General features: G+C 71.2%; 19 protein-coding genes. 9 read left to right on the forward strand and 10 right to left on the reverse strand.

Features of this window, described 5'->3' with window-relative positions; translation table 11 throughout:
* Positions 1-13 precede the first annotated feature (13 nt).
* A complete protein-coding gene (locus tag ACFY1U_RS32265) occupies positions 14-625 on the reverse strand; it encodes a hemerythrin domain-containing protein (RefSeq protein ID WP_390697664.1) in 612 nt (203 codons plus the stop codon).
* Positions 622-2,235 (reverse strand): DHA2 family efflux MFS transporter permease subunit, encoded by a 1,614-nt coding sequence (locus ACFY1U_RS32270; RefSeq protein ID WP_390697665.1) that lies wholly within the window; start codon positions 2,233-2,235, stop codon positions 622-624. The genes ACFY1U_RS32265 and ACFY1U_RS32270 overlap by 4 nt, the downstream gene beginning before the upstream one ends.
* Before the next feature lie 190 nt (positions 2,236-2,425).
* Here ACFY1U_RS32270 and sigJ point away from each other — a divergent pair, with 190 nt between their 5' ends.
* Entirely contained in the window at positions 2,426-3,349 is a 924-nt protein-coding gene (gene sigJ, locus ACFY1U_RS32275; protein WP_390697666.1) for an RNA polymerase sigma factor SigJ, read from the forward strand.
* Positions 3,346-4,845, forward strand: a complete 1,500-nt coding sequence (locus ACFY1U_RS32280) for a cytochrome bc complex cytochrome b subunit (protein WP_390697668.1) — start codon at positions 3,346-3,348, stop codon at positions 4,843-4,845. Before sigJ ends, ACFY1U_RS32280 begins: the two co-directional genes overlap by 4 nt.
* Before the next feature lie 6 nt (positions 4,846-4,851).
* Here ACFY1U_RS32280 and ACFY1U_RS32285 read toward each other — a convergent pair whose 3' ends face one another.
* Positions 4,852-7,095, reverse strand: a complete 2,244-nt coding sequence (locus ACFY1U_RS32285; protein WP_390697669.1) for a glycoside hydrolase family 9 protein — start codon at positions 7,093-7,095, stop codon at positions 4,852-4,854.
* Between the two features lie 155 nt (positions 7,096-7,250).
* Positions 7,251-10,346: a glycoside hydrolase family 2 TIM barrel-domain containing protein gene (locus ACFY1U_RS32290; protein WP_390697670.1), complete on the reverse strand. Its 3,096-nt coding sequence runs from the start codon at positions 10,344-10,346 to the stop codon at positions 7,251-7,253.
* A gap of 256 nt (positions 10,347-10,602) precedes the next feature.
* Here ACFY1U_RS32290 and ACFY1U_RS32295 point away from each other — a divergent pair, with 256 nt between their 5' ends.
* Positions 10,603-12,975 carry a SpoIIE family protein phosphatase gene (locus ACFY1U_RS32295; RefSeq protein WP_390697671.1) on the forward strand — a complete coding sequence of 791 codons (2,373 nt, stop codon included), beginning with the start codon at positions 10,603-10,605 and terminating at the stop codon, positions 12,973-12,975.
* 120 nt (positions 12,976-13,095) lie between these two features.
* Here ACFY1U_RS32295 and ACFY1U_RS32300 read toward each other — a convergent pair whose 3' ends face one another.
* Positions 13,096-13,665, reverse strand: a complete 570-nt coding sequence (locus ACFY1U_RS32300) for an RNA polymerase sigma factor (RefSeq protein WP_390697672.1) — start codon at positions 13,663-13,665, stop codon at positions 13,096-13,098.
* A gap of 19 nt (positions 13,666-13,684) precedes the next feature.
* On the opposite strand from ACFY1U_RS32300, the gene ACFY1U_RS32305 reads away from it, so the two are divergent.
* The 3 genes from ACFY1U_RS32305 to ACFY1U_RS32315 all read left to right on the forward strand — a co-directional run bounded on the left by ACFY1U_RS32305 (position 13,685) and on the right by ACFY1U_RS32315 (position 17,205).
* Positions 13,685-15,049, forward strand: a complete 1,365-nt coding sequence (locus ACFY1U_RS32305) for a serine/threonine-protein kinase (protein ID WP_390697674.1) — start codon at positions 13,685-13,687, stop codon at positions 15,047-15,049.
* 128 nt (positions 15,050-15,177) lie between these two features.
* Complete coding sequence (locus ACFY1U_RS32310) at positions 15,178-15,858, forward strand: DUF4232 domain-containing protein (RefSeq protein WP_390697675.1); 681 nt, start codon at positions 15,178-15,180, stop codon at positions 15,856-15,858.
* Between the two features lie 93 nt (positions 15,859-15,951).
* Complete coding sequence (locus ACFY1U_RS32315; protein ID WP_390697775.1) at positions 15,952-17,205, forward strand: SLC13 family permease; 1,254 nt, start codon at positions 15,952-15,954, stop codon at positions 17,203-17,205.
* Between the two features lie 9 nt (positions 17,206-17,214).
* On the opposite strand, the gene ACFY1U_RS32320 is transcribed toward ACFY1U_RS32315, so the two are convergent.
* Both ACFY1U_RS32320 and ACFY1U_RS32325 read right to left on the reverse strand, forming a co-directional pair.
* Entirely contained in the window at positions 17,215-19,071 is a 1,857-nt protein-coding gene (locus ACFY1U_RS32320) for a ricin-type beta-trefoil lectin domain protein (RefSeq protein ID WP_390697676.1), read from the reverse strand.
* 373 nt (positions 19,072-19,444) lie between these two features.
* Positions 19,445-20,362, reverse strand: coding sequence for a helix-turn-helix domain-containing protein (locus ACFY1U_RS32325; RefSeq protein WP_390697677.1), 918 nt, complete (start codon positions 20,360-20,362; stop codon positions 19,445-19,447).
* Between the two features lie 73 nt (positions 20,363-20,435).
* On the opposite strand from ACFY1U_RS32325, the gene ACFY1U_RS32330 reads away from it, so the two are divergent.
* A complete protein-coding gene (locus ACFY1U_RS32330; protein ID WP_390697776.1) occupies positions 20,436-21,245 on the forward strand; it encodes a phytanoyl-CoA dioxygenase family protein in 810 nt (269 codons plus the stop codon).
* A 16-nt stretch (positions 21,246-21,261) separates the two neighbouring features.
* On the opposite strand, the gene ACFY1U_RS32335 is transcribed toward ACFY1U_RS32330, so the two are convergent.
* Entirely contained in the window at positions 21,262-22,233 is a 972-nt protein-coding gene (locus ACFY1U_RS32335; RefSeq protein WP_390697678.1) for an aldo/keto reductase, read from the reverse strand.
* Between the two features lie 211 nt (positions 22,234-22,444).
* On the opposite strand from ACFY1U_RS32335, the gene ACFY1U_RS32340 reads away from it, so the two are divergent.
* Positions 22,445-23,308, forward strand: coding sequence for a hypothetical protein (locus tag ACFY1U_RS32340; RefSeq protein WP_390697679.1), 864 nt, complete (start codon positions 22,445-22,447; stop codon positions 23,306-23,308).
* A gap of 4 nt (positions 23,309-23,312) precedes the next feature.
* On the opposite strand, the gene ACFY1U_RS32345 is transcribed toward ACFY1U_RS32340, so the two are convergent.
* Positions 23,313-23,846: a flavoprotein gene (locus ACFY1U_RS32345; RefSeq protein WP_390697680.1), complete on the reverse strand. Its 534-nt coding sequence runs from the start codon at positions 23,844-23,846 to the stop codon at positions 23,313-23,315.
* Positions 23,847-23,871: 25 nt separating this feature from the next.
* A complete protein-coding gene (locus ACFY1U_RS32350; RefSeq protein ID WP_390697681.1) occupies positions 23,872-24,333 on the reverse strand; it encodes a nuclear transport factor 2 family protein in 462 nt (153 codons plus the stop codon).
* A gap of 127 nt (positions 24,334-24,460) precedes the next feature.
* Between ACFY1U_RS32350 and ACFY1U_RS32355 the strand changes: the two genes are divergently transcribed.
* Complete coding sequence (locus tag ACFY1U_RS32355) at positions 24,461-25,012, forward strand: TetR/AcrR family transcriptional regulator (RefSeq protein WP_390697682.1); 552 nt, start codon at positions 24,461-24,463, stop codon at positions 25,010-25,012.
* Positions 25,013-25,014: the final 2 nt, after the last annotated feature.

Here is a 25,014-nt window from a genome sequence, read left to right on the forward strand (position 1 = left end):
CGCACCCCTTCTTTCAGGCTCCGGCCCACAGCCCCCTGCGGCGGTAACTCCCCTCCCAGAACAGCCGGTTGAGAACGCGTACCGGGGGCGGCAGGGCGCCGAGGAAACGCGCGCGGTCCGTCGGCGGGGTGCCGTCCACGATCCACGGTACGAACACCGAGGCGCCGCGCAGGCCCTGGGTCTCGCGGATGCGGCCGGTGAAGGCGGCCCAGTCCACGGCCGTCAGGACGTCCTGCATCAGCGGCAGCGCGCTGTCCTCCTCGTGTTTGAGGTGGTCGTCGAGGGTTGCCGTCAACGCCCGTACCAGATCGGGCAGTTCGGGCGCCTGGTCGTCCAGAGCGGTGGCGACGGCATCCAGCAGCGGGTCGATGCGGGAGTGTTCCGCCTCCATGTCGTCCAGCAAGGCGAGTTCCCTCGGGCGCCCCGCGACGCGCTCCCGCACACGCGGCCACAGGTCGCTGTCCTCGGCGGTGTGGTGGATGTGCAGCTGGAGCGTGAAGTTCTCCCATCCGGCACGCACGCCGGGGGTGTGTGCGCGGCCCTCGGCGACGGCCTGCGCGAGGCGTTCCAGGTCGCGTCGGAAGGCGTCGTGGGAGGCGTACATGGCGGTGAAGTCGATACTCATCGGGCGGCTTCCTCCAGTTCGGTCTCGTTGATCGGCAGGGCATGGGGGTTGGCGGACGGGCCGCGGTGGCGTCGTACGGCGAGACAGGCGAGCACCCCGGCCAGCAGTACGGCGGCGGACACGTACACGGCGGGGCCCATCGCGTCGACGAAGCCGTGGCCGAAGACCTGTCCGCCGAGGGCGCGCATGCGCTCGGCGACGTCCTGTGGCACACCGTGCGGCGCGCCGCCCTGCTGCCGGGCGCCGACGTCGGACTCGGCCTTGGAGAAGGCGGCGACGAAGGAGTCCCGGTATGCGGCGGGCAGCCGTCCGGCACTCTCGCGGGCCCGGTCGGTGAGGGCGGAGGCGAGCTGGTTCTGCAGCACCGCGCCGACGACGGCGCCCGCGAGGACCGAGCCGACCTGCCTGAGCGCGTTGGTGACGCCGGAGGCGGCTCCGGCCAGCCGGGCCGGGACGCCCCGCATGACCTCGGTGGCGAAGGGCGCGAAGGTGCAGCCGACGCCGAGGCCGGTGAGGAAGAGCGGCAGGGCGATGGCGAGCCATCCGGAGCCGACGTCGGCGACGGTCACGACCCAGGTCAGCCCGCCGGTCCAGGCGAGCAGCCCGCTCATCAGGATGTACTTGCCGCCGACCTTGTCGGACAGGGCTCCGGCGGGCCCCGCGGTCACGAACGAGCCGAGTGCCACGGGCAGCAGCACCAGACCGGACTTGAGGGCGCTGAAGCCCAGGACGGACTGCAGGTAGATCGTCAACGGCAGGAACATGCCGACGACGCCGAAGGCCACCGTGACGCCTACGAGGTTGACCAGGGTGAAGTTGCGGTCCCGGAAGAGCGCGAACGGGACGAGGGGTTCGTTCGCCTGTTGGCCGCGCTCGTGCAGCAGGAATCCCGCGAACAGGGCGGCGGCCAGGGTGAACAGGCTCCAGATCCAGCGGTTCCAGTCGTAGCGCTGTCCCTCGGTGAGCCCGAAGGCCAGGCAGAACAGGGCGGTCGAGGCGAGCAGGACGCCGAGGGTGTCGAAGCGGTGCCGGACGGTGCGCTGCGCGCCGGGGATGATCGCGAAGGTCATCAGCAGCACGACCGCCCCGATCGGCAGGTTGACGTAGAAGATCCACCGCCAGCTGAGGTGGGTGATCAGTGCCCCGCCGAGGATCGGGCCGAGCGCGCCGGAGGCACCTGCCACGGTGCCCCAGATGCCCATCGCCACTCCGCGCCGGTCGGCCGGGAACACCTCGGCGATGATCGCGAGGGTCTGCGGCATCAGCAGCGCCGCGCCCAGCCCCTGTACCGCCCGGAACGCGATGAGCTGGGCGGGGTCCCGGGCGAGGCCGCAGGCGAGGCTCGCCAGGGTGAACAGGGCGACTCCGGCGGCGAACAGGTTGCGTTTGCCGCGCAGGTCGCCGAGGCGTCCACCGGTGATCAGCAGGACGGCCAGCGCCAGGGTGTAGGCGTTGACGACCCACAGGATCTCGTCCAGGGACGCGTTCAGGTCCTCGCCCAGCTGCGGGATCGCGATGTTCACGATCGTCAGGTCGAGCAGCGTCATGAAGAACCCGAGGGAGAGGGTGATCAGGATCGCCCACGGGTTTCCGTGCCATTTCTTGAACACGATGTCGGTCTCCTCGCGGTCGGACTCGAGTCGGTCTCGTGTCGGACTCGCGTTCAAGAGGGCCGGACGGCGAGCTGGTGTGACACGGCGCGGAATTGGTGAGAGGTAGGTCACATCGCGCCCGTTCCATGTCACATTCGGCCCCCTCCCGGCCCTCGAAGTAGTGAGCGCGGCACGGGGAGGCCCACACATGACGCACAGCACCGGAAGTCCAGTCACCGACGAGGCGACCGATGTCTTCATGAACCATCGGGAGCTGTTGTTCAGCCTCGTCTACAACATGCTGGGCAGCGTCGCCGACACCGAGGACGTACTGCAGGAGACCTGGCTGGCGTGGTCGGGCCGGGGTACCGACGGGATCACCAACCCGCGCGCCTACCTGGTCCGGATCGCCGTCAACCAGGCGTTGCAGCGGCAGGCGGTGATCACCCGCCGCCGCGAGACGTATGTCGGCCCGTGGCTGCCCGAGCCGCTGGTCGCCGACGACGCGAGCGCCGACGACCCGGTGCTGCGGGGCGAGTCGGTGTCCCTGGCGATGCTCGTGGTCCTGGAGGCACTGACCCCGCTGGAACGCGCGGTGTTCGTTCTGGGCGAGGTGTTCGGCTACGCCCACACCGAGATCGCGGAGATCATCGACCGCAGCCCGGCGGCCGTACGTCAGCTGGCGCATCGCGCGCGGGACCATGTGCTCGCCCGACGGCCGCGCTACCGGGCGCACCCACGCGTCCGGCAGGAGGCCACCGAGCGGTTCGTGCGGGCGGCGCTCGGCGGGGACATCGCCGAGCTGATGGAGATCCTGGCGCCGGACGTCACGGTGTGGACGGACGGCGGCGGCAACCACAGGCCGGCGGTGCTGCGCCCGGTGCACGGCCGGGACAAGGCGGTCCGCCTGATCACCTCGTACGCGGCGCGGCGCGGCCCCCAGCAGCTCGACCTGCGCTACCGCCGGGTCAACGGCGACGACGCCGCGGTGCTGTACCAGGGCGACTCGCCGTACGCGGTGATGGTCATGGACCTCACGTCCGAGGGCGACCGCGTCAACGGCGTCTACATCGTCACCAACCCCGACAAGCTCACCCACGTGCACAGGGACGAAGACGAGGAGGGCGAGTGAGCGCCACGGAGACAGCGGGCCGGGGCGAGCGCGTCGCCGACTGGCTCGACGGACGCCTCGGCATCCACTCGCTGGGCAGGAAGTTCCTGCGCAAGGTGTTCCCGGACCACTGGTCGTTCCTGCTCGGCGAGATCTGCCTGTACAGCTTCGTCGTGCTGGTCCTGACCGGCGTGTATCTCACCCTGTTCTTCCATCCGTCGATGAACGAGGTGACGTACCACGGCAGTTATGTCCCGCTCAACGGCGTGCGGATGTCGGAGGCGTACGCCTCCACGCTGCACATCAGCTTCGACGTGCGCGGCGGGCTGCTGATCCGGCAGCTGCACCACTGGGCGGCGCTGGTCTTCGTCGCCGGGATGCTGACGCACATGATGCGGCACTTCTTCACGGGTTCGTTCCGCAGGCCCCGTGAGGTCAACTGGCTGTTCGGCTGGCTGCTGCTGTTCCTCGGCCTGTTCGAGGGCCTGTTCGGCTACTCGCTGCCGGACGACCTGCTGTCGGGCACGGGCCTGCGCTTCGTCAACGGCGCGCTGCTGTCGGTGCCGGTCGTCGGGACGTATCTGTCGATGTTCCTGTTCGGCGGTGAGTTCCCGGGCCATGACATCGTGGCCCGCTTCTACTCGCTGCACATCCTGCTCATCCCCGGCATCATGGCGGCGCTCGTCGTGGCGCACCTCATCCTGGTCGTGTACCACAAGCACACGCAGTTCGCGGGTCCGGGACGCACCGAACGCAATGTCGTCGGAACACCGTTCATGCCGGTGTACCTGGCGAAGGCGGGCGGGTTCTTCTTCCTGGTCTTCGGCGCGCTGACGCTGGTCGCGGCCGTGGCGACGATCAATCCGGTCTGGGTGTACGGCCCCTTCCGGCCCGACCAGGTCTCCACGGGCGCGCAGCCCGACTGGTACCTGGGCTTCGCGGAGGGCCTGGTCCGGGTGATGCCGGGCTGGGAGATCACCCTGTGGGGTCACACGCTCGTCCTCGGCGTGCTGATACCGGTCGTGGTCTTCCCGCTGCTCCTCGTCTTCATCGGGATCTACCCGTTCCTGGAGGCGCGGGTGACCGGCGACAAACGCGAGCACCACCTCCTGGACCGCCCGCGCAACCGCCCCGTCCGCACCGCGATCGGCGCCGCCTGGATCAGCCAATATCTGATCCTTCTGGCGGGCGGCGGCAACGACATCGTGGCCACCCGTCTGCATCTGTCGATCAACATGGTCACCTGGACGGTCCGCGTGGCGGTGTTCGTCCTGCCCGCGGTCGTCTTCGTCGTCACCCGCCGCATCTGTCTGGGCCTGCAACTCCGGGACGCGGAGCTGGTGTTGCACGGCAGGGAGACCGGTGTGATCAAGCGGCTGCCGCACGGCGAGTACGTCGAGGTGCACCAGCCGCTCGATCAGGCCGAGCTGCACACCCTCACCGCCCACCGGCGGCAGGGGGAACTCGTGGAACACGAGCCGCGGCCCGAGCTCGTGGAGCGCGAGCCGCAGCCCTGACGGGTCTCAGCCCTGGTCCGCCACGAACGACGCCATCCGGGACAGGGCCGCGTTCCAGTTGATGGCCGTCTCGTTGGTCGACCATGACTGGATGTCGTCGATGTAGCAGAACTGACCGACACAGCCCTGGAGCTTGCTCTGTGCGTAGGGATCCTGGATGGACGAGTTCGGCCCGCCCGCCAGGGTTCCGTGCGGCGGGTTCGGGAGCTTCGGGTCCAGTTCGTGTGCGTACCAACGGCTGTGCTGATTGTGGGAGTTGACCTCGCCGTAGCCGGTGACGTACGAGATGTTCAGCGCGTTGCGGCCCAGGATGTAGTCCATGCTCTGGACCGCGCCGTCCCGGTACTTGGCGGCACCCGAGATGTCGTACGCCGTCGCCAGGACGACCGCGTTGTTGAGGATCTGGTGGCTGGAGCCCCAGTCGTAGACGTTGTCGTCGGGTGCGTAGGGCATGCCGTACGGCTGTGACTTCAGGGTGGCCAGGTAGCGTTCGGCGCCCTTGACGACGGACTGGCGGATCCTGTCCCGGCCGGGCAGTTTGCTGGGCACGGTCGCGAGGTCCAGGCGGCCCGCAGCGGCCGTCCTTCCCCAGTCGAAGCCGAGCGGGCCGAAGATGTCGGCCGTGTTCACCGGGGAGTTGCGCACATAGTCCGCGAACTCCTTCTCGCCGGTGGTGAGGTACAGCTCCGCCGCCGCCCAGTAGAACTCGTCCGTCGCGTTGGTGTCGTCGTAGGTGCCGCCTCCGGTGCCGTCGCTCGCGGAGGCGTACATGGTGGGGTGGGCGAGCGCCGCCGTCCAGGCCTTGCGGGCCGCCGTGAGGGCCTTCGCCACGAAGGCGCGGTCGTAGGGGCGGTAGAGGCGGGCCGCCTGGGCGGCCGTCGCCGCCAGGTTGAGGGTCGCCTGGGTGGACGGCGGGTGCAGTTCGCGCTTCTGCGGGTCGTCGCTCGGCAGCAGGGGCAGGCCGGTCCACTGCGCGTCGTGGATCTTGTGATGGGCCATGCCGGCCAGCGGCTGCCCGTCGGGCACCTGCATCTTCAGCAGGAACTCCAGCTCCCAGCGGGCCTCGTCGAGGATGTCGGGCACCTTGTTCGCGCTCTCCGGGATGGCGAGGGTGCCGTCCCCCAGCTTCCCCGGCTCCCCCGTGCGGGCCAGCTTTTCGCGTTCGTAGGTGCTCAGCAGCTCCCAGGTGGCGATGCCGCCGTTGACGACGTACTTGCCGTGGTCGCCTGCGTCGTACCAGCCGCCGGTGACGTCGAGCGTGTAGTCGCACACGCCCGGCTGGCAGGGCACGTGGTCATCGCCCTGGTTCGGCGCCACATTGAGGTGCCCGGCGGCCCGGCCGTAGCCGGGACGCAGGTCGTCGCGGATCGCGATGCCGCTGCGCTGCGTGTAGTAGTACTTCACCGAGTCGAGGCGCAGTTGCTCGTAGGCGCCGGTGCCGATGTCGAACGGGCGGCTGGTCTCCCCGTCGGCGACGAGCGTGAAGCCCTTGCCCGGCCTGCGGTAGTCGCCGAAGTCGATCGAGTGGACGTTCTGCCCGGAGGAGACGTCGACCCCGCGCGGCTCGGTCCAGCCGTGGTCGACCGTCGCACCGTCGGCGTCCTTGAGCTGCCAGGGCAGTTTCGCGGTGGCGTCGGTGACGAGGGTGGCGTTCTTGGGGCCGGAGGGCAGATAGGCGACCTGGTTGACGCGGACCCGGGGTCCGGTGTCCGGCTGGTACACCTCGGGCGGTACACCGCCGAGCAGCGATATGTCGTCCATGCAGAATCGCCAGGCGTCAGCGCTGCCACCGGCCTGGAAGGCGACCTGGCCCTGGGTGGTGTCGACGGGTGAGGTGAAGGTGTACGAGTAGGTGTTGCCGGAGACGCTCAGTTGCGGGCTCACCTCGAAGTAGGTGTCGTACGGCGCCACTTGGAGCCCCACGACCGCCCGCACCACATGCCCTTCGGGCGAACCGGTAGCTTTGAAGCTGAACTTGTACGACTCTCCCTTCTTCAGGGTGACGTCGTTCTGGCCGACGGCGGCGTCCCAGCGGTTGGCGGTGCCGCCCGGCACGTCCGCGCAGAGCTGCCCCTCGGACAGGCCGGCAGTGACGTTGGTGGTGGTCCACCAGGGGTCGGTGGTGGTGTCGAAGGTGCCGTTCTTGAGCTGTTCGACCGGGTCGGCGGCGGCCGGAGGGGCCGGCACACCGGTCAGCGCCGTCCCCAACAGGGCCGTCAGGGTCAGCAGAACGGTTCTGCGTCGTTTCACGTCTGGGCTCCTCTGGCGGAGGTACGGGTGACGCTCGCCGACCCAACGGGGTGGGAGCGCTCCCAGATGCGGACGCAGCTCATGCTTGTTCGCGCCATGACACTCCGTCAACGGTCCGGACGGGACTGGTTTCCCGCCCGGACCGCTCCGGCCGCTCAGCCGCCCGGCGCCTCCCACTTGCTGATCCGCACGGCCCCGAGGACTTCGCCGGGGTGAGCGCTGGTCAGGGTGAGCCGCAGGCGGGAGCCGCGCGTCGCGTCGAAGGTGAGGACCGTGGGCGCGTCCGAGGCGGTGGCCCAGTCGACCGCCGACCCGGTGACGGGCACGTACCGGCGCCCGTCCCACACGGCCGCCTCGATCGACGCGGGCAGGCTGTGCGTCGCGTCAACGGTGAAGGAGACCTCCACCCGGTCGAAGGTCCGGGCCCTCCCGTAGTCCACCGAGACCCAGTCCTTTTCCCGCGCGCCGTTGAAGGCGGGCAGCAGGGCCGTGGCCGACTTGGCGAAGGCGTTGGACCAGCCGGTCGCCGCGTCCCCGTCGAGCATCGCGGCGGGCAGGGTGTCCGGGCGGCCGGAGTAACTGGCGTCCGCGTACGGGTAGTTCGGGGGCGCCGGGTGCTCAGGACCGAACGCTGCCGCCGGGGTGGTCGCGGCCGACCGGGCGGGCGTGGTGCGCGCGGTGGCCGTTCCTGCCCGCAGCCCCTCCGCCCGTGCGGTCACCTTCAGGGTGCCGGCCTCGGTGCCGGCGCGCACGATGGCAAGGGCCTTGCCGTGGAAGGCGCTGCGGGTGGTCGCCTGGTAGCGCTCGGCGCTCTCCTCCCGGCCGTTGTCGAGCCCCGCGAGGGATCCGCCCGTCACCTCGAAGGTGATCAGATGCTCCGCGTCGGGCACCACCACTCCGCGCGCGTCGACGACGTCCGCGGTCACGAAGGCCAGCGAACGCCCGTCCGCGGCAAGGGACTTGCGGTCCACCGTGAGCCGTACGGCATACGGTTCGCCCGCCGTGCGCAGCACGTCGGTGGCGACCACCTTCCCGTCCCTGCGGGCCACCGCCTTCAACTCCCCTGGCTGGAACGGTACTTTCCAGGTCAGGTGCAGCTTGCCGGCGCTGCCGTTCGGGCTGGTGTAACTGCCGGGGTAGGGGCCGGTGGTGAAGGTCTTGTCGTCACCGGTGGCCTCCGTGGTCTCCAGATACGCACGGCCGTCCGTGGTCCTCTTGGTGTCGAAGGTGCGCGTGCCGAGGGACTTTCCGTTGAGGTAGAGCTCGACGGTGTCGACGTTGGAGTAGGCCCACACCTCGACCGTGTCGCCCTGTTCGTGGTTCCAGCTCATGGGCAGCAGATGGACCATGGGCTCGCTGATCCACTGGCTCTGGAACAGGTAGTACATGTCCTTGGGGAAGCCGGCCGTGTCGACCGCGCCGAAGAAGGACGCCTTGACCGGGAAGACGTCGTACGGCGTCGGCTCGCCGATGTAGTCGATGCCGGACCACAGGAACTGCCCGGCGAACCACTTGCGGTCCCGGTCCTTCTTGTGGCCGTACTCGCCGCTCATCGTCCAGGAGGCGAGGTTGTTGTCGTAGGAGGAGACCTCGCGTCTGCCGGGCGTGTGGTTCTCGCCGGTGTTGAGGTGCTCGGGCTCCTGGTACGAGCCGCGGGTCGAGGTCTCCGACGAGGACTCCGACTCGAAGAGGAACAGCTTGGGGTACTTGGCGTGCAGGGCGTCGACCGACTTGGCGGTGTTGTAGTTGAGGCCGAGGCCGTCCAGCTTGGCGAGCATGAGGTCGGCCGCGGAGCCGGTGGCGGGCACACCGTGGTACTTGTCCGAGCCGATGACGACCGGCCGGGTGTCGTCCGCCGCCTTGATGGCACCGATGATCCGGTCCGCCATGGCCAGTCCGGCGGTGGAGGTGGAGTCGGGTATCTCGTTGCCGATGGACCACAGCACCACGGCGGGCGAGTTGCGGGCCGCGAGCACCATCTCGGTGGCGTCCTTCTCGCACCACTCGTCGAAGAAGCGGCCGTAGTCGTACGTGGTCTTGCCGGTCCGCCAGCAGTCGAAGGCCTCCACCATCATCACGATGCCCAGCTCCTCGCAGACCTGGATCATCTGTGGCGAGGGCGGGTTGTGCGAGGTGCGGAAGGCGTTGACGCCCATCGACTTCATGATGGTCATCTGCCGGCGCACGGCGTCGATGCTGATCGCGGCGCCGAGGGCACCCTGGTCGTGGTGCAGGTCCACGCCCTTGATCTTGGTGTGGGTGCCGTTGAGGGAGAAGCCCTCGTCGGGGTCGAAGCGGTAGGTGCGGATCCCGAAGGGGGTGCGGTAGGTGTCGACGGTCCTGCCGCCGACGCGCAGTTCGGTTTCCAGGGTGTAGCGGTGCGGGGCCTCGAAGTCCCACAACTTCGGGTCGGGAACGGTGAGTTCGTGGGTTTCGGCCGTCTTGTCGGTGACCGCGACCGTAGTGGTGGCGCGGGCCGCCGTGCGGCCGTCGGGGTCCTTGACCGTCGAGCGGATCTCGACCCGGCTCGCGGCACCGGACTCGTTCACCACCGAGGTCCGTACGCGTACGACGGCCCGCTCGCCGGTGATGTCCGGCGTGGTGACGCGGGTGCCCCAGCGTTCGACGTGCACCGGCTCGGTGACGACCAGGCGGGCCTCGCGGTAGATGCCGCTGCCCGAGTACCAGCGGCTGCTGGGGAGTTGGTTCTGCACCTTGACGGCGATCACGTTCTCGGTGGTGCCGTCGGTGTGCAGCAGGTCGGTCAGGTCGAAGGCGAAGCCGGTGTAGCCGTAGGGGTGCTGGCCGGCCTGGGTGCCGTTGCAGTAGACGTAGGAGTCCATGTAGACGCCGTCGAACTCCACCGAGATCCGTTTGCCGGCTAAGGCGGGCGGCAGGGTGAAGGCGAGGCGGTACCAGCCGAGGCCGCCGGGGAAGAAGCCGGTGCCGCTGGTGGTGCCGTGCTCGGTGGTCGGGGTCTGCTCGATGCTCCAGTCGTGCGGCACCGCCACCTCGCGCCAGCCCGAGTCGTCGTAACCGGGGTCGGCGGCCTGTGCGTAGGCCCCACTCGGATCGGTGATCCCGTCCGGGTTGACCAGCGCGAACCGCCAGCCGTCGCGCAGCGCCACGGTGCGGCGGCCGGATCCGCCCGCGGCGGACTCGGCGGCCCGGGCCGCCGGAGTGGCAAGAAGCGCTCCGGCGGCCGGCGCGGCGGCGGAGGCGAGCAGAACCGATCTCCGAGTCACTGTCATGGCGGCTCCCCCTCATCAGGGCCCAGAAGTACTCACAACTGATCGCGAACAAACAGATTCTGACGCGGCGCCACACAGGGCCGTCAAGGGTGCGGTGACGCTCTTCTGCCCCACGCGCCACAACGGCCGGAATTGCCCCTTGACCGGGCCGCCGCGCACCCATGGGGGTTCCCGTCCCTGCGGCTCCCCGACGGACTAGGCTGGCACTCAAGTGACCCGGCGGTTCACTGTGAGTGTTCGCGATGGAGTGGCGACGATGAGCCCGGAGTATCCGTTCGACGAGACCGCGACGGCGCGGGCTGTCATCGATGAATCCGGCACGCTTCTCGAGTGGAACCCGGGTGCGGAGCGACTGCTGGGCTGGCCCGTCACCGAGGTGGTGGGCCGCCCCGGTGGGAATCTGCTGATCGACAGGGATGTCCTAGCGCCCGCCGGGACCCGCTGGGACGGCACCGTGCAACTGCGCCACCGCGACGGCCGCGAGGTGTCCGTCTGGCTGCTCGCCCACCATCGTCCGTCGCAGAGCGACACGCCCGGCCGGTGGCTCCTCTTCAGCCCGCTGGACGGCGACGCCCCGCACTCCCCCGACGACCCGCTGGCCCAGGCGGCGCTCACCCAGTCGCCCTGCGCGGTCGCCGTGTACGACGAGCGGCTGCGGCTGAGACGGGTCAACGACGCCATGGCCGAGGTGATCGGCCTGCCCGAGGAGCGCGTGCGGGGGCTTCGCCTGGCCGAGATCGGCGGCAAGCCGCAGAGCGAGGAGCTCGAGGCGCACATGGTGCAGGTGCTCACCACCGGGCGCCCGCTGGACGTCCAGACGTACATGCGCTCCGGCGGCGAGGACCGCGCGCACGCCTGGCTGGCCCGGATGGCGCCGGTCACCGACGCCGAGGGACGGGTGCGGGGCGTGTGCCTGGCCGCGCACGACTTCACCGACAACTACCTTGCCCGGGAGCGGCTGCAGCTGGTCAACGAGGCGAGTGTGCGCATCGGATCCACGCTCGACGTCACCCGTACGACGCAGGAGCTCGTGGACGTTCTCGTCCCGGCCCTGGCCGACCTGGTCAGCGTCGACCTGCTGGACCTCCAGGAGCACGGCGGCGAGCCCCCGCTCAGGCTGACCGCCCCCATCGGACTGCGCCGGGCCGCACACCTCTCCGTCAATCCCGGCACGCCCGAGGCCGTCCTCCAGCCCGGTCAGCTGGAGCACTACCCGGCGGGCTCGCCCCAGGCCGACTCACTGGTCGCGGGCCGCACGATCGTCGCGTCCATCTCCTCGGGCGCCCTCGACCAGTGGCTCAGCTGGCACAAGACCCGCGCCGAGCGGGTCAAGGAGTACGGCATCCACTCCACGATGTCCGTGCCGATCCGGGCCCGCGGTCAGACCCTCGGTGTCGCGGTCCTCACCCGGTTCCGGCGACCGGACCCCTTCTCCGCGGACGACATCCTGCTGGCCGAGGAGATCACCACGCGGGCCGCCGTCTGCATCGACAACGCCCGCCGCTTCTCCCGCGAACGGGAGACCGCCCTCGCCCTGCAGCGCAGCCTGCTGCCCCGCTCGCTGCCGCGTACGGCCGCCGTGGACGCCGCCTCGCGCTATCTGCCGGCGGCCCGGGCGGGTGTGGGCGGTGACTGGTTCGATGTGATCCCGCTGTCGGGGATGCGGGTCGCCATGGTCGTCGGGGACGTCGTCGGGCACGGCATCCAGGCCTCGGCCACCATGGGCCGGCTGCGCACCGCCGTGCGCACCCTCGCCGACATAGACCTCGCCCCCGACGAACTGCTCACCCACCTGGACGATCTGGTCGTCCGGCTGTCCGCGGAGGCCGGAAACGAGGGCAGCCCCGGCGAGGTCGGCGCCACCTGCCTGTACGCGGTCTACGATCCGGTGTCCCGGCGCTGCACCCTGGCCCGGGCCGGGCATCCGCCGCCGGTCCTGGTCCCGCCGGGCGGCGTTCCGCAGCAGGTGGACCTGCCGGCCGGGCCACCGCTGGGCCTGGGCGGGCTGCCCTTCGAGTCGGCCGAGCTGGAGCTGCGTGAGGGCAGCGTGCTGTCGTTCTACACGGACGGGCTGATCGAGACCCGCGACCAGGACGTCGACGCCGGCCACCGGATGCTGTGCGACGCGCTGAAGACGTACTCCGACTCGCTGGACGAGACCTGCGACCGGGTGCTGCACGCCCTGTTGCCGTCGGGTGGCGCCCTGGACGACGTGGCCCTGCTGCTGGCCCGCACCCGCGGGCTGCCGTCCTCGCAGGTGGCGACCTGGCACATCCCCGCCGACCCGGCACTGGTCGCGCCGATCCGCAAGCAGGTCGTCGAGCAGCTGGACGGCTGGGGGCTGCAGGAGGCGGCGTTCACCGCCGAGCTGGTGGTGAGCGAACTCGTCACGAACGCGATCCGGTACGGCGCGCACCCCATCCGGCTGCGGCTGATCCACGACGAGGCCACGCTGATCTGCGAGGTGTCGGACACCAGCCACACGGCTCCGCATCTACGGCGCGCCAAGACGTGGGACGAGGGCGGGCGGGGGCTGCTGCTGGTGGCTCAGCTGACGCAGCGGTGGGGAAGCCGGCACACCGCTGACGGGAAGACGATCTGGGCGGAGATCGGACTGCTCGACGAGTAGCGCTCCGCGGGTTGTGCGGTAACGGGTCGTCTTTCGTCTGCGGCACCGTTGTGGCTGGTCGCGCCCGCGCGGCGGAGCCGCACATGGATACAGCCCCGCGCCCCTTTGGGGCGCTACTGATCAGGGCGCTTCCAGCAGCCAGGGCCTGATCTGTTTGCGGGCCTCGTGCAGGCGCGACTTGAAGGTGCCGAGGGGGATGCCGGTGCGCTCGGCTGCCTCTGCGTAGTCGAGCTGGCAGATGTCGCGGTAGACCAGGGGATCGACGAGTTGGGGGTGTTCGCGTTCCAGGCGGTCCAGGGCCTCCAGCAGGTCGAGTCGGGAGCCGGCGATGACGCTGGTCGTGCGGGGGTCGGTGAGCCGGCCCGCGTCGATGGGGGCCGGCTGTTCGGCGGAGCGCCGCTTGAGTGCGCGGTACTTCTGGCGGCAGCAGTTGGCGACGACCGTGTAGAGCCAGGTGCTGAAGCGGCTGCTGCCCTGGAAGGTGGAGATCTTCCGCGCGACCTGGAGCAGGACGTCCTGCGCGGCCTCCTCCGCGTCCTCTCGGCAGGGCAGGAACCGGCCGCAGCGCCGGACCACCTCGGGCCTGATCGCCCGGAGCAGTCCCTCCAGCGCCGCCGGGTCGCCCGCCGCGGCGCTGCGGGCCAGGTCCTCGGTGGGCGCGACCTGGGGCTCTCCTCGGGAACGATCCACGTCCAGGCATGATAGTCGTATGCATTCCGTCGAGCGGATCGGGCGCTACCGCCTCGAACGTCGCCTGGGCACGGGCGCGTTCGGCACGGTCTGGCTGGCCCATGACGACGAGCTCGACGCGCCGGTGGCGGTCAAGGTCCTCGCCGACAACTGGTCCCACCGGCTCGATGTACGGGAGCGGTTCCTGGCCGAGGCGCGGATGCTGCGGCGGGCGGGTTCGGACCGGGTGGTGCAGGTCTACGACATCGGTGAACTCCCCGACGGGCGGCCGTACTTCGTGATGGAGTACGCCGACGGCGGCACCCTCGCCGATCTGGCGGCCGGCGGTCCGCTGCCGGTGGCGGACGCGCTGCGGCTGACGGCGCTGGCCGCCCGGGGTGCGGCGGCGCTGCATGCGGCGGGGATCGTGCACCGGGACATCAAGCCGAGCAACGTGCTGCTGTGCTCCTCCCCCGACGGCGCCTCGCGGGTGCTGCTGGCCGACCTCGGACTTGCCAAGAGTCTGGCGGAGGCGTCGGGGCTCACGCAGGCCGCCGGTTCGGCGGGGTACCGGCCGCCCGAGCAGGCCGAACCCGGCGTCGGCATCGACGCCCGGGCCGATGTGTACAGCCTGGGCGCGGTCGCCTACCACCTGGTCACCGGCGCGGTTCCGGGTGAGCCGGGCAGGGTCGTACGGCCCGACCGGCTGCGCCCGGATCTGGCTCCTGCTGTCCGGCGGGCCCTGATGCGGGCGCTGGCGCCGGACCGCAGACGCCGCTGGCCCGGTGCCGTGGCCTTCGCGCAGGAGCTGGAACGACTCGCCGCCTCCGGCCGCCGGCCCCGAAGACACCGGACCGCTCTCGCCCTTACCGGTGCCGTGGCCGTGGTCGCGGCCGTCGGTGTGACGCTGGCGCTGGTCGACCGGCAGGGTCCGGCCACCACGGGGGTGCGGGTCTCGGACACGACCGGCACGGTCGTGGCCGAGGTTCCCCGCGGCTGGGACCGGCAGGTACGCGACTCCGGGTGGGATCCGCGGGCGCTCGGCCTGCCACCGGGTCATGAGCCGGGGTTCGCGGTCGCGGACCGTCTGACCGCGTGGCAGGACCTGACGGCCGAGGTCAACGGCGTGCTGGTGGGCCTGAGCGAGCACGGCGACCTCACGGCCGCGGTGAACGCCCTCACCCACCCGGGCTGCCACTACGACGGCGCACGCGCCTACACCGGCGCCGTCTGGCACGGCAGGGTCCGTGTCTGGGACGGCTGCCCGGGCGGCGGGTCGGTCACGGAGGCCGCGCTCGCCCCGGCGGACGGCAGCGCGCAGACTCGGGTGTACGTACAGATCCGACAAAGCGGCCGAGCGCAGGCGACCGACCGCATCCTCGCCTCCGTACGCATCGGAAGCTGATGCGGAACACTCGGGCCGCGCGCGAACTTTTTCGTCCCGGCACGCATCGGACCTGCATGACGGGGCACATCAGCGCCGTACGCACACGCCACGACGTGTGCGAGGAATCTCCGGGAGTGTTGAGGCACATGGCGAAGAAGTCCCCCTCCGTCCACCGGCCGGCCCTGCTCGCGAGTGCGGTCGCGGTGCTCGGTCTGCTGACGGCCTGCGGCAGCAGTGGCGGCGGCACGGCGAGCACTCCGGCGACGCTGCCCGGTACGGCAGCGCCCGCCACCGGCGGCCACCACAGCACCGACCGGGCGAGCGCGTCCGCCTCCACGGCGAGCACCGCTCCCGGCGGGGCCACCCTGACCGCGTCGGCGGCGCAGTCGACGCCGGCCGGCACCACGGGAGGCCGTTGCCACACCTCCCAGCTGCGGGCGACCGTCGGGCAGAACGACCCCGGCGCCGGACAGGAGAACTTCCCGGTCGTCCTGACCAACGCCTCTTCCCGCACCTGCACGGTGCGCGGCTATCCCGGTGCCGCGTTCGTGGACGCGTCGGGCCGGCAGCTGGGCCCGGACCCGAAGCGCTCCTCGGGCACTCCCACGACGGTGACGCTGGCGCCGGGCAGGAGCGCCTGGGCCGGGCTGACCTTCTCCAACCCGGACGTCAGCGGCGCGCACGCGGACACCCCCGCCTCACTGCTGGTCACGCCCCCGGATGAGCGCGACCATCTCACGGTGACGTGGAAGGGCGGCCAGGTCCCCGTCTCCGGCAACGCCTCCTCGGTGTTCCTGACGGTACTCAGCCCGGGCACCGGCCCCTGAGCGGGCAGGGCCCCCGGCGGAGCTCTTACCGTGACCTGTTTTCATTGAGGGTCCCGCCCTGATCTGCCCTGATCCGCCCTGAAGGACCCTGCCCTGAACACCGCGCTCGCCGAAATACTCTCCGCCGCCCTGCTCGTCGCAGTCCTCGCCTGGGCGGTGGTGCGCCCGAAGGGCCTGCCGGAGGCCGTGCTGGCGGTTCCGGCCGCGGGGATCGTGATCGCCACCGGCGCGATCTCCCTGGACCACGCCCGGGCGGAGGCCGCGAGCCTCGGGCCCGTCATCGGCTTCCTCGCGGCCGTGCTGGTGCTGGCCCACTTCTGTGACGTGGAGGGGCTGTTCCAGGCGTGCGGGGCGTGGATGGCCCGGCGGGCGGCGGGCTCTCCCGGGCGGCTTCTGGCGGCGGTCTTCGTGCTGGCGTCGGCGATCACCGCCGTGCTCAGCCTGGACGCCACGGTGGTGCTGCTGACTCCGGTGGTGCTCGCCACCGCCGCCCGGGCCGGGGTGCGGGCCAGACCGCATCTGTACGCGTGCGCCCACCTGTCGAACACGGCCTCGCTGCTGCTTCCCGTCTCCAATCTCACCAACCTGCTGGCCTTCGAGGCGAGCGGACTGAGCTTCACCCGGTTCGCGGCGCTGATGGCACTGCCCTGGCTGGTCGCCATCGGCGCCGAGTATCTGGTCTTCCGGCGGTTCTTCGACGAGGACCTGGCCGCGTCCGTCCACTCCCCCGAACCCGGCCAGACGCCCGCGCTGCCGCTGTTCGCGCTGGTCACCGTGGGGTGCACGCTGGGTGGATTCGTCGTGGCCTCCGCGGCCGGCATCGACCCGGCCTGGGTGGCCGCGGCGGGCGCGCTGGTGCTGGCCGGCCGCGCGCTCCTACGGCGCAGGGCGACCCCGCTGTCGGTGGTGCGGGCCTCGTCCCCGGCGTTCCTGGCGTTCGTCCTCGCGCTCGGCATCGTGGTGCGGGCGGTGGTCGACAACGGGCTCGCCGACGCCCTCGGCCATGTGCTGCCCGGCGGCGCGGGGCTGCTCGCGCTGCTGGGCATCGCCGCGCTGGCCGCCGTACTGGCGAACCTGATCAACAATCTGCCCGCGGTGCTGGTCCTGCTGCCGCTGACCGCCGCCGGTGGGCCCGGTGCGGTGCTGGCGGTGCTGCTCGGGGTGAACATCGGGCCGAACCTGACGTACGCGGGATCGCTGGCAACGCTGCTGTGGCGGCGCATCGTGCAGCGGCACGGCCAGGAGGTGCAGCTCGGGGAGTTCACCCGGCTCGGCCTGCTCGCCACCCCGGCCGCGCTCGTCGCGGCCGTGGCGGCGCTGTGGCTGTCGCTTCAGGTGGCCGGCTGAGCTCGGCGGTCAGTGGTGGCCGCCACCGCCGTATCCGTAACCGTTGCCGTATCCATAGCCCGGGCCGTAGCCGCCCCATCCGCAGGAGGACGGGTTGTAGTAGCAGTACTGGTTCGAGGGGTAGGGGTTCGTCGGGGTCGGCCACGCGGCGGAGGGAGCAGCGGACGGCCTGGACGGCGTGGGTGTGGGGCTCGGGGTCCTCGCGGCCTTGGGGGTGGCCTTCGGTGTGGGCGAGGGGCTGTTGTCGGCGTCCCAGTTGACCACCTGCATCTGCAGGTCGGCCTTGGACGTGTCGAACCCCCAGCGCTGGGCGGTGCCGTCGTCGCGGGTCTTGACGACCAGGGCGCCCGAGCCGTCAGTGGCCGCGGGGGTCAGGGCCAGGTCCTGGTTCCAGCGCGGCACCAGGGTGCCCTGCAGGGTGAAGTCGTAGCGGATGTTCTTGGCCCCCGGCTCGGAGTCGCCCGTGCACGGGGCGAGCTGCACCGAGTAGCCGAGGTGGGAGTCCAGGCACAGGTCGGGGTCCGTGGCACTGCGCAGACGGCCGTCGGTCTCGTACGTCCACTGCTGGACGGATGCCGAGGAGCAGTCGGCGAGTTCGGTCTCGGCTCCCTTGACGGCCTTCTTGCCGACGACGGCGACGCACAGCCCGGAGTCGGCGTTGTGCAGTTTGCCGCGGATGGTGCCCTGGGAACCCGTGCTGGTACCGACCCAGGAGGGGCCCGCAGACGGTGTGCCCGCGCCGCTGCCGGGGGTCTCGGAGGGGTGGTCGCCGTCGGCCGTGGTGGTGCCGTCGCCGGAGCCGAGGACGGACCACAGGACCAGCGGCAGGACGACCAGTCCGCTCACCGTCAGAACGGCCGCGGCGAGATTGCGGCGGCGGGCGGCGGCGGGCCGGGCGGCCTTGTGGGCGGCACGGCGGGCGGCGGAGCGGCCGCCGGGACGGGGGGCGGTGCCGGGCGCGGGGTGAGTGGGGGCGAAGGGCTCGCCCGGGATCGGCGGGAGGGGGATCTCCGGGGGCAGGGCGCCGGACTCCTCGGTCAACGAGGCCACCCGGGACTCCACATAGGCCCGCGCGCCCCAGCCGAGCACCGCCTCGGCCAGGGCGAGGCCGAGCCCCTGGTTGAACTGTGCCAGCTGGTCGGCGGTGTGGCTGCAGTGCCTGCAGCCCGCGAGGTGGGTGTTCAGGTCGGGATCGATCTCGACTCCGCCCCGCCGGTAGGTCACGTCCAGCATCCGCAGATAGCGCCGGCACTCCTGCTCGGGGGCGAGTTCGCGGTGGACCTGGAGGCACTCCTCGCGCAGCCGTTCGCGGGCCCGCTCCAGTTCGACGCCGGCGTCCTGCTCGTCGATGCCCAGCAGGCCGGCGGGTATCCCCAGTGCCTCCGCCTCGACCTCGACATGCCACAGCAGGCAGCGGGCCGACTGGGGCAGCCGCTGGAAGGCCCCGGACAGCAGGCGGCGGTCGGACGGCGGGAGCAGGCGGGCCGCGACGCGGTCGCTGCCCTCGGAGGACAGCTCGGGGTGGAGGTGTTCCCGTCTGTGGTCGTTGTCCCACTCCGCGGCGATACGGCGGACGGTGACGAGGAGTTGGGGCCGCCACGCGGAGGTCGGCCCGTTCTGCCGCAGGGTTTCGCCGAAGAGCCGCGTGAATGCGGCGGTCGTGAGCATTCCCGCCGAAGCGGCACCGTCGGTGCACAGCCGGGCATAGGCGAACGCTGCTTCCCAGTGCCGGTCGAGAAGTTCACCGACGGGCTGCAGCGCGGGCGTCGTCCCCGTCCACTTCTTCAGTTCTGCGCTCAGCTGTTCGTCCGTCACGAAGAACCGGCGGTCGGGCGTGGGGGAATTCGACAGGCCCGCGTCTTTCACGGCTGCATTCCTCTCGGGGGCATGCGTCATAAAGTCCATACCAACGGGTATGAGTACGGGATTCGGCAGCTCCAACGCCGACCTGGGGAAGCTCTTTTGGAGCGTAGGTCGAACGGGAGCGGCCTCGTGCACACAGCCGGAAAATGTATTGTCCGTGCGCCGACAGGGCACACCTTTGCACAGGTCAGGCAGGCCTAACAAGAGATCCAGGGGTTTTCTGCTTTGCGGGCGGGCCGACGAGATTTGACGAACGGTCAAACCTGTCGGCACGGCATTGGGAAATGGGATTGGGCTGGTCGGCGCACCGGTCGCTCCGCAACCATTGAACAGGCGTTCCACCGCGCAACCCACGGGCCGGGCGGAGTGCCGCGCTTCACGTCTCAACCATTGAGCCGCCTCTCCGGTAGGCGCCGGGCGGCACTCCGTAGCGTGTGTGGAAGACGCGGTTGAAGTGGAAAGGGCTGGCGAAACCCGAGGCCGCGGCCACCCGGTCCACGGACAGGTCGGTGCTCTCCAGGAGTCGGGCGGCATGCCGCAGCCGGGCCTCGCGCAGGGCCCGCATCGGGGACTGGCCCAGTTGCCGGGTGAACAGGTGGGCGAACCGGGAGGGCGACAGGGAGACGCTTTCGGCGAGCGAGCGCACGGTGTGCGGGGCGCCGGGGTCGGCGGCGATCAGCGCCTCGGCGCGGCGCACCCGGGCGTCGACGCCGGGCGGCGGCGCCGCGGTGCGCGCGGTGGCGGCGGTGAGCAGGACGATCTCCTCCAAGGAGGACAGGGCGAGCTCCCGCGCCGCGGTGCCGTGCGCCACGGCGACCCGGTCGTCCGGCGCGTCGGCGGGCGGTGACTCGCTTCCGGTCCAGCGGGCGTCGGCGAGCATCCGGCGGAAGGCCGCGCCGACGCGGTCGCGCACGGCGGCCGGGGTCGGGGTGACGACGAACAGTCCGTCACCGGTGTCGTACGGCCGCAGCCACGGCGCCCAGGACGGGCGTGCCTGGCAGTGCACCCACCAGAACTGCCAGCTGCGGGAGGCAGGTTCGACCGCGTACTCGTGCCGTACGCCCGGGGCGAGCACCACCAGGTCGCCCGCGCCGGCCCGTGCCTCCGTCTCGCCCTGGCGCAGCCGGCCGTGCCCGCCTGTGGTCCAGGTGAACAGCCAGCTGTCCGCGCCGCGCGGCCGGTTGACGCCGTAGCCCTCCAGCCGGTCGTAGCGGCCGACCACGACGAGGCCCGGCGGCGGGGCGGGATCGCCGGGTGCAGCAGTCTCGGGCAATCCGTCAGCGTTCACGGGCATCCTCCTGAAGCGCACGGCGACCTAGCGTGATGAGCCGAGGACACCCGATCGAAGGAGCGGACATATGACAGCCATGGATAGGGGCGCCGTCGGCGCCTCCATCCTCACCCAGGACGGGCTGAGGCGGTTCCAGGAGGACGGGTTCACCGTCGTACGCGGACTGTTCGCACCCGACGAGATCGACCGGCTCTGTGCGGAGTTCGCCGCGCTGCACGCGGCCGGGCCGGTGCCCGGGCACTTCGAGCCACGCGTGTCCGAGGATCCGCTGGCGGCCTACCCGAGGGTGATGCACCCGCACGAGATCAGCGAGACGGCACTGCGCGTGCTCCTCGACGCCCGGCTGCGCAGGGTGCTGGAGGCGTTGCTCGGCGAGGAGGTCCTGGCCGCCCAGAGCATGTTCTACTTCAAGCCGCCGGGCGCGCGGGGACAGGCGCTGCATCAGGACAACTTCTATCTGCGGGTGGAGCCGGGCACCTGTGTGGCGGCGTGGGTGGCCTGTGACGTGATCGGCCGGGACAACGGCGGTCTGGAGGTCGTCCCCGGTACGCACCGCATGGACCTGTTCTGTCCGGAGGAGGCGGACGTCGAGGTGTCCTTCGCGCGGGAGTACGTTGCGCCGCCGCCGGGCCTTGCGGCCGTGCCGGTCGACATGGCGCCCGGGGACGTCCTGTTCTTCAACGGCAGCATGGTGCACGGCTCGCAGCCCAATGGGACCACCGACCGGTTCCGCCGGTCGTTCATCGGCCACTACGTGGGGCGGTCGGCGGAGCGCATCGGGCACTACTACCGCACGCTGTCGATGGACGGCGAGCGCGTGGTCCTCGCCGAGAGCGAGGGCGCGGGCCCGTGCGGCACGGAGTTCGCACCGCACGGGCCGCATTAGCCGACCCTGGCGGGCATCAGCTGTGACCGACGACGGGGTGCGGGGAGTAGGGGGCCTCCAGCTCCTCGATCTCCTTGTCGCTGAGCTCGAGTTCGACGGCGGCCACGGCGTCCTCGATGTGGTGCGGCTTGGCGGCGCCGACGATCGGGGCGGCCACCGTGTCCTGGTGCAGCAGCCAGGCGAGGGCGACCTGGGCGCGCGGGACGGCGCGGTCGCCGGCGATGCGGGTGACGGCCTCGACGATGGTGCGGTCGCCCTCCGGGTAGAGGCGGCTGCCGAAGTTGTCGCCCGCGCTGCGCTCCGTCACCGTGCCCCAGTCCCGGGTGAGGCGGCCGCGGGCGAGCGGGCTCCAGGGCAGGACGCCGACGCCCTGGTCGGCGCAGAGCGGCAGCATCTCGCGCTCCTCCTCGCGGTAGAGGAGGTTGTAGTGGTTCTGCATGGACACGAACTTGGTCCAGCCGTGCCGCTCGGCGGTGTACTGCATCTTGGAGAACTGCCAGGCGAACATCGAACTCGCCCCGATGTAGCGCACCTTGCCCGCCTTCACCAGGTCGTGCAGGGCCTCCATGGTCTCCTCGACCGGGGTGTGCGGGTCGAAGCGGTGGATCTGGTACAGGTCGACGTAGTCGGTGCCGAGCCGGCTCAGGCTGTGGTCGATCTCCGTCATGATCGCCTTGCGGGACAGGCCGGCGCCATTGGGCCCGGGGCGCATCCGGCCGTGCACCTTGGTCGCCAGCACGATCTCGTCGCGGTCGGCGAAGTCGCGCAGTGCCTTGCCGACGATCTCCTCGCTGGTGCCGTCGGAGTAGACGTTGGCCGTGTCGAAGAAGTTGATCCCGGCTTCCAGCGCCTGCCGGATCAGCGGACGCGAGGCCTCCTCGTCGAGCGTCCACTCGTGCACGCCGCGGTCGGGCAGGCCGTAGGTCATACAGCCGAGACAGACCCGCGACACGTCCAGGCCCGTCGAACCGAGCTTCACGTACTGCATCGTTGCTGCTCCTGCCTTCGGGATGGGTACGAAGGGGAGCGTACGGCCTCGCCCGCACTCCAGGCAGCACGGCCCGGACGGCCGGGGCACCGGCCGTTGCTGCCCGCAGGTGACCGCCCGGCGTGGGAGCCGCCCGGCGGTCGGCGCGCTCGCGCATCCTCGGCGCAGGTGACCGGCGCCCCGCCGGTCGTGGCCCTGCGGGAGGAACCCGATGCCGACACGTGCGACGAAGACGAAGCAGAAGCTCCTGATGGGAACGGCGGCACAGACCCTCGCCCTGCCCCTCATGCTGGTCTCGCCCGCATGGAGCAGTCCCAGTCCCCCACCGGAACCGTCCACGCTGTGCGCACCCGCGGGGGTCCTGCGGGGCGCGAACGGGCAGCGTGCCGTGGTGAGCCTGTGCGCGGGCAGCGGCACTCCGACGATGGCGATGTCCGCCCCGGCCACCTGCACCGGTCCGGGAGAGGACGACGACGACCGCGCCTGTCTGACCTCGGGCACCTGGACCGCACGGAAGGGCGGCGTGACGGCTGCCTCCGGGAATCTTCCCGGAGGCGGCGAGTATCCCGGCCCGGGGACGTACGACGTGACGGCCGACGTCCGCGTGAAGTCGTCGCCCGCCGGACTGAATCTGCACGGCACCGTCCACGCCACGCTGACCCTCACCGCACCCAAGCCACCGGCCACGCACCGCATCGAGGTCGACCGGACCACGCTGCAGCGCGGCGCGGCGACCACACTGACGTACCGGATCTACCGCGACAGCGAACAGGGCGACGGCAGCGCCCGGTTCGGGCTGATCGGACAGGAGAGTTCGGGGGTGCGGCTGTCCACGTCGGACGCCCGCTGCGTCAACCCGCTGACCGGCCGCTATCCCGCGACGACCAGGAACGCGTATGCCGTCGACTGTGCCCTCACCGACCTGCAGCCGGGCCACCCGGCCACGGTCGTGGTCCGCGCCTCGCTGGGGTCCGCCTGCTCGACGGTCGTCTCCAAGCTGGGCTACTGGATGCCGCAGGGGCAGGCGCTGTACACCGGCGGCATGCTGGCGGGTCCGACGGTCCGCTGCGCCTGACCCGTCACCGCCGTTCGACCAGATCCAGCGCCCGTTCCCAGCCGAACTCCGGTCGCGTGCCGTCCTCGTCCGGCTCGCCGGAGTACGGCTCGCCGAACCGGACGCCCATCCCGCGCAGCCGCACCAGGCTGTCGCGGTAGGCGGGATGGGCGGCCAGCGCGTCGGCCACGCACGGGAGTACGGCTACCGGGACGCCCAGGCCGTAGGCCTCGCACAGGGTGGCCACCGCGAGGGTGTCGGCGAGACCGGCCGCCCACTTGTTGACGGTGTTGAAGGTGGCGGGCGCGACCACGACGGCGTCCGGCGGCGGGAAGGGGCGCGGGTCGCCGGGGGTACGCCAGGCGGAGCGTATGGGGCGGCCGGTCTGCGCCTGGACGGCGGCGGTGTCGAAGAAGCCGTTCACGGCGACCGGTGTGGCGATGACGCCGACCTCCCAGTCCCGCTCCTGGGCCGCGGTGATCAGCTTGCTGACGTCCGCGGCGATCCCGGCGGCGCACACGACGACGTAGAGGAAGGGCTTCTCGGCCTGTTCGGTCATCCGCGAACCCTACTCACCGGGAACGCTAAGCGAGCGGGAAGGACCGTCCCCGTTCGGCCTCGGGCCGCGGGCCGTGGATGCGCCGCTGCTTCTCCTCGATCGGCACATCGTTGATGCTGGCCTCGCGCCGGGTCATCAGGCCGTGCTCGTCGAACTCCCACAGTTCGTTGCCGTAGGAGCGCCACCACTGACCGCCGGCGTCGCGGGACTCGTACTGGAAGCGGACCGCGATGCGGTTGCCGTAGAAGGCCCACAGGTCCTTGCGCAGCGCGTAGTCCAGCTCGCGCTCCCACTTCGCGGTCAGCAGCTCGACGATCTCGGCCCGTCCGGTGACGAAGGTGTCGCGGTTGCGCCACACCGAGTCCTCCGAGTACGCGAGCGCCACCTTGTGTGGGTCACGGGTGTTCCAGGCGTCCTCGGCGGCCTGGACCTTCTGCGCGGCCGTCTCGCGGGTGAACGGGGGCAGGGGTGGGCGGTCGGCGGCCATGAATCCTCCTCGAAGGGCGTACGCGGCGGAGAACGAGCGTTCTCCGCCGGGCTGCTACCGTAGGAGAACGCTCGTTCTCGCGTCAAGCGAACACGTCAAAGGGGAGGTCGTACGCCGCATGGCCGTCATGGACAGTGCAGTCGCCCGGGAGCAGGCGCTGGATGCCGCGGAGGAGCTGTTCTACGGGCGGGGCATCCAGTCCGTCGGCATGGACGAGATCCGCGGCGCCTCGGGCCTCTCGCTCAAGCGGCTCTACCAGCTGTTCCCGGCGAAGGAGCAGCTGGTGGAGGCGTATCTGGAGCGGCGTGACGTGCGCTGGCGCGGCCGCCTGGCCGAGTTCGTCCAGCGGCAGGAAGGGCCCGAGGAGCGGATCCTGGCGGTCTTCGACTGGCTGGAGCTGTGGTTCGCCGAGGACGGTTTCCGTGGGTGCGCGTGGATAAATTCCTACGGCGAGCTGGGCGCCTCGTCGGCCCGGGTGACGGCCCAGGTACGGGCGCACAAGGGGGCGTTCCGGGAGTATCTCGCCGGGCTCGTGGCGGACGCGGGGCTGCCCGGCGCCCTGGCCGGGCAGCTGTTCCTGCTGGCCGAGGGCGCCATGGTCACCGCCGGGATCACCCAGAGCGTCGAGCCCGCCCGGGAGGCGCGCGAGGCGGCACGCCTGCTGGTGCGGGCGGGCTGAGC

The sequence above is a fragment of the Streptomyces sp. NPDC001351 genome (assembly GCF_042896045.1).
GTDB lineage: Bacteria > Actinomycetota > Actinomycetes > Streptomycetales > Streptomycetaceae > Streptomyces.